The 3,168-nt window shown below is 70.8% G+C and carries 2 protein-coding genes; both read left to right on the top strand.

What is annotated here, in order from left to right:
- The first annotated feature begins 33 nt into the window (after positions 1-33).
- Positions 34-1,467 carry a CCA tRNA nucleotidyltransferase gene (locus ACFPZL_RS11540; protein ID WP_218116427.1) on the top strand — a complete coding sequence of 478 codons (1,434 nt, stop codon included), beginning with the start codon at positions 34-36 and terminating at the stop codon, positions 1,465-1,467.
- Between the two features lie 367 nt (positions 1,468-1,834).
- On the top strand, positions 1,835-2,773 hold the full coding sequence (locus ACFPZL_RS11535; RefSeq protein ID WP_218116428.1) for a PIG-L family deacetylase: 939 nt from the start codon (positions 1,835-1,837) through the stop codon (positions 2,771-2,773).
- Positions 2,774-3,168: the final 395 nt, after the last annotated feature.

Genomic DNA, 3,168 nt, shown 5'->3' with positions numbered 1-3,168 from the left:
ATGCGCGGCCGTTGCTGCCACTACCCTGGAAGGATGCGCCCCCTCGCCGAATCCATGGCCGCCCTGCGCGAGATCGTCGCGACCCCGGCGGTCTCCGCGCTCGCCGCGGCGTTCCAGGCGGAGGGGCACGAGTTCGCGCTCGTCGGCGGGCCGGTGCGCGACGCGCTGCTCGGGTACCCCGTGAGCGACCTCGACTTCACCACCTCGGCGAGCCCCGACGAGACCCGCGCCGTCGTCGAGGGCCTGACGAAGCAGATCTGGGACGTGGGTCGCGAGTTCGGCACGATCGCCGCGAAGGTCCACGGGGAGACCGTCGAGATCACGACGTACCGCGCCGACACCTATCGCGACGACTCCCGCAAGCCCGACGTGGCGTTCGGCGACTCGATCGAGGGCGACCTCGTGCGCCGCGACTTCACGATCAACGCGCTCGCCCTGCTGCTGCCCGAGATGCGCCTGGTCGACGTCTCGGGCGGCGTCGAGGATCTGCTCGCACGGCGGATCACGACTCCGGGCTCCCCCGAGACGTCGTTCACCGATGATCCGCTGCGCATGCTCCGCGCCGCCCGCTTCGCATCGCAGCTCGGCTTCACCGTCGAGCCGGAGGTCCAGGCGGCGATGTACGAGTTCTCCTCACGGCTCGAGATCATCTCGGCGGAGCGGATCCGCGACGAACTCGTGAAGCTGCTCTCGACCGATGACCCGGTTCCCGGCATCAGGCTGCTCGTCGAGACCGGGCTCGCCGAATTGTTCCTGCCCGAGCTGACCGCGCTCCTGGAGACGCAGGACGACCACGGCCGGCACAAGGACGTCTACGAGCACAGCCTCACCGTGCTGCGCCAGGCGATCGAGCTGGAGCTCGAGCGCCGCGAACCCTCGACGGCCGGTCCGGATGTCGTCCTGCGCCTCGCATCGCTGCTCCATGACATCGGCAAGCCCGCGACCCGGCGCTTCGAGCGCGGCGGCGTGACCTTCCACCACCACGATGTCGTCGGTGCGAAGCTCGCCAAGAAGCGGTTGCGCGAACTGCGCTTCGACAACGACACGATCAAACGCGTCGCCCGGCTCGTCGAGCTGCATCTCCGCTTCTTCGGCTACAGCGACCAGCAGTGGACCGATTCGGCGGTGCGCCGTTACGTGCGCGACGCGGGTGAGGAGCTCGAGCGACTGCACATCCTCACCCGGGCCGATGTGACGACGCGCAATCGGCGCAAGGCCGAGCGTCTGCAGCACGCGTACGACGACATCGAGCGGCGGATCGACGAGCTCGCCGAGGCTGAGGAGCTGGCCGCCGTCCGTCCCGAGCTCGACGGCGAGCAGATCATGGCGGTCCTGGGCCTGCCGCCGGGACCCGAGGTGGGGCGCGCCTACAAGTTCCTGCTCGAACTGCGGCTCGACGAGGGCCCGATCGGCGAGGAGGCGGCGGCCGAGCGGCTGCGCGCCTGGTTCGCCGACGGTTCCGGCTGAGATCGCAGTTCGGGCTGAGATTCTCGGGGCATCCCGTCAGCCGGAACTGCGATCTCCGCCCGAACGCCGCGGGGCGGTGCCGGCAGGGCGTCGACGGTACCGGATGGCGGCGGCGGAAGATGACGGCGGCGTGCGATGACCGTACGGGGTGATGGAGGAGACGAGATGAGAGAAACAGCCGAAGGGCAAGCGTCGATGCGTGACGTTGTCGATTGGTTCGATGGGGCGTCCCGGGTACTCTTCGTGCACGCGCACCCCGACGATGCGCGGGCGAAGAGGAAATGCCCATTTCTGGGCATTTCCCGCACGCGCCGAGGCCGTCTCGGGCTCGGCGGTGTCAGCAGTCTCGACGGAGGGGTGCGTCTCGATGCGTGATGTCGTCGATTGGTTCGACGGGGCGTCCCGGGTGCTCTTCGTGCACGCGCACCCCGATGACGAGACGATATCGACCGGCGGAACCCTCGCCGGGCTCGCCGCGACGGGTCGTTCCCCTTTGCTCGTGACGTTGACCCGCGGGGAGCGCGGCGAGGTCGTGCCCGGCCCCTTCTCCGCGCTGCAGGGCACCCCGGGCCTCGCGGCGCACCGCGAGACCGAGCTCGCGGCGGCGCTCTTCATGCTGGGCGTGCAGGATCACGCCTTCCTCGGGAACCCGCCGGCCCGGGCCGCGGGTCTCGATGCAAAGGTCTACGAGGACTCCGGAATGGAATGGGGATCCGACGGTTGGGCGACGGCCGCGGCCGATGCGCCCGATACGGCGCTCACCCGTGCCCCGGCGGTCGAGGCCCTGAACGATCTGCTCGCGCTCGCCGACGAGTGGGGAGCCGAGGCGATCGTCAGCTACGGCGCGCGCGGCGGTTACGGTCACCCCGATCACGTGTTCGCGCACCGCGCGGCGCGGGCCGTGGCTCACGGGCTCGAGCTGCCCTTCTGGGAGATCGTCGCCGGCGCCGATGCTGGCGCCGGCGCCGGCGCGCGACCGGCAGCGGAGGTCGTGCCCGGACCAGGCTCTGATGCCGATGGCACTGATGCTGCTGACGCAGATGCTGCTGACACCACCGCTCCCGACACCGCTGCGCCGGTGAACGACGGGGTCGACGGCCTGGAGTCGCATGACGTCGCACCTTGGCTCGACCGCAAGGTCGCCGCACTGCGCTCGCATGCGACGCAGTTCACGGTCGAGGCGGCGAGCGACCGCGCCGGCTCGGCTGAAAGCCTCGGCGAGATCGTGCACGTCGGCGGGCAGCGGCAGCCCATCGACCGGGTCGAGTCGTTCCGGCGGGTCGGGTCCGGCGCCGCGGTAGGCTGAGCCACCCGACCCGATTTCGAGCGCGGCGCGAGGAGGCACGATGAGCGATCCCGATCCCGATCCTGCTCTCGATCCGGAATCGAGCTCGGGCGGCCTCAGCGACGCGGTGCGCGCCTGGGCCGCGGGCAGCGGTTCGGCGAGCATTCGCCCGCAGGATTCCGCACCGCCGAGGTCATCGCCATTGCGATCGACACCCCCGCGATCCATGCCGCCGCGATCGACACCTTCGAGATCGGCACCGCTGAGATCGGCACCGCTGCGGTCCACGCCGCTGGGCGCGGATGCGGCGGACCACGTGCCGGCCGAAGCTCCGGCCGAAGCAACAGCCGCGAGCACGGTGCACTTCGAGGATGCGGCTCAGGCGCCGGCTGCCGCACCCGAGGCGGCGGCCGAGG

This window comes from Leucobacter soli (assembly GCF_042659205.1).
GTDB classification, from domain to species: domain Bacteria; phylum Actinomycetota; class Actinomycetes; order Actinomycetales; family Microbacteriaceae; genus Leucobacter; species Leucobacter soli.
This window is presented reverse-complemented; position numbering and strand designations above follow the sequence as displayed.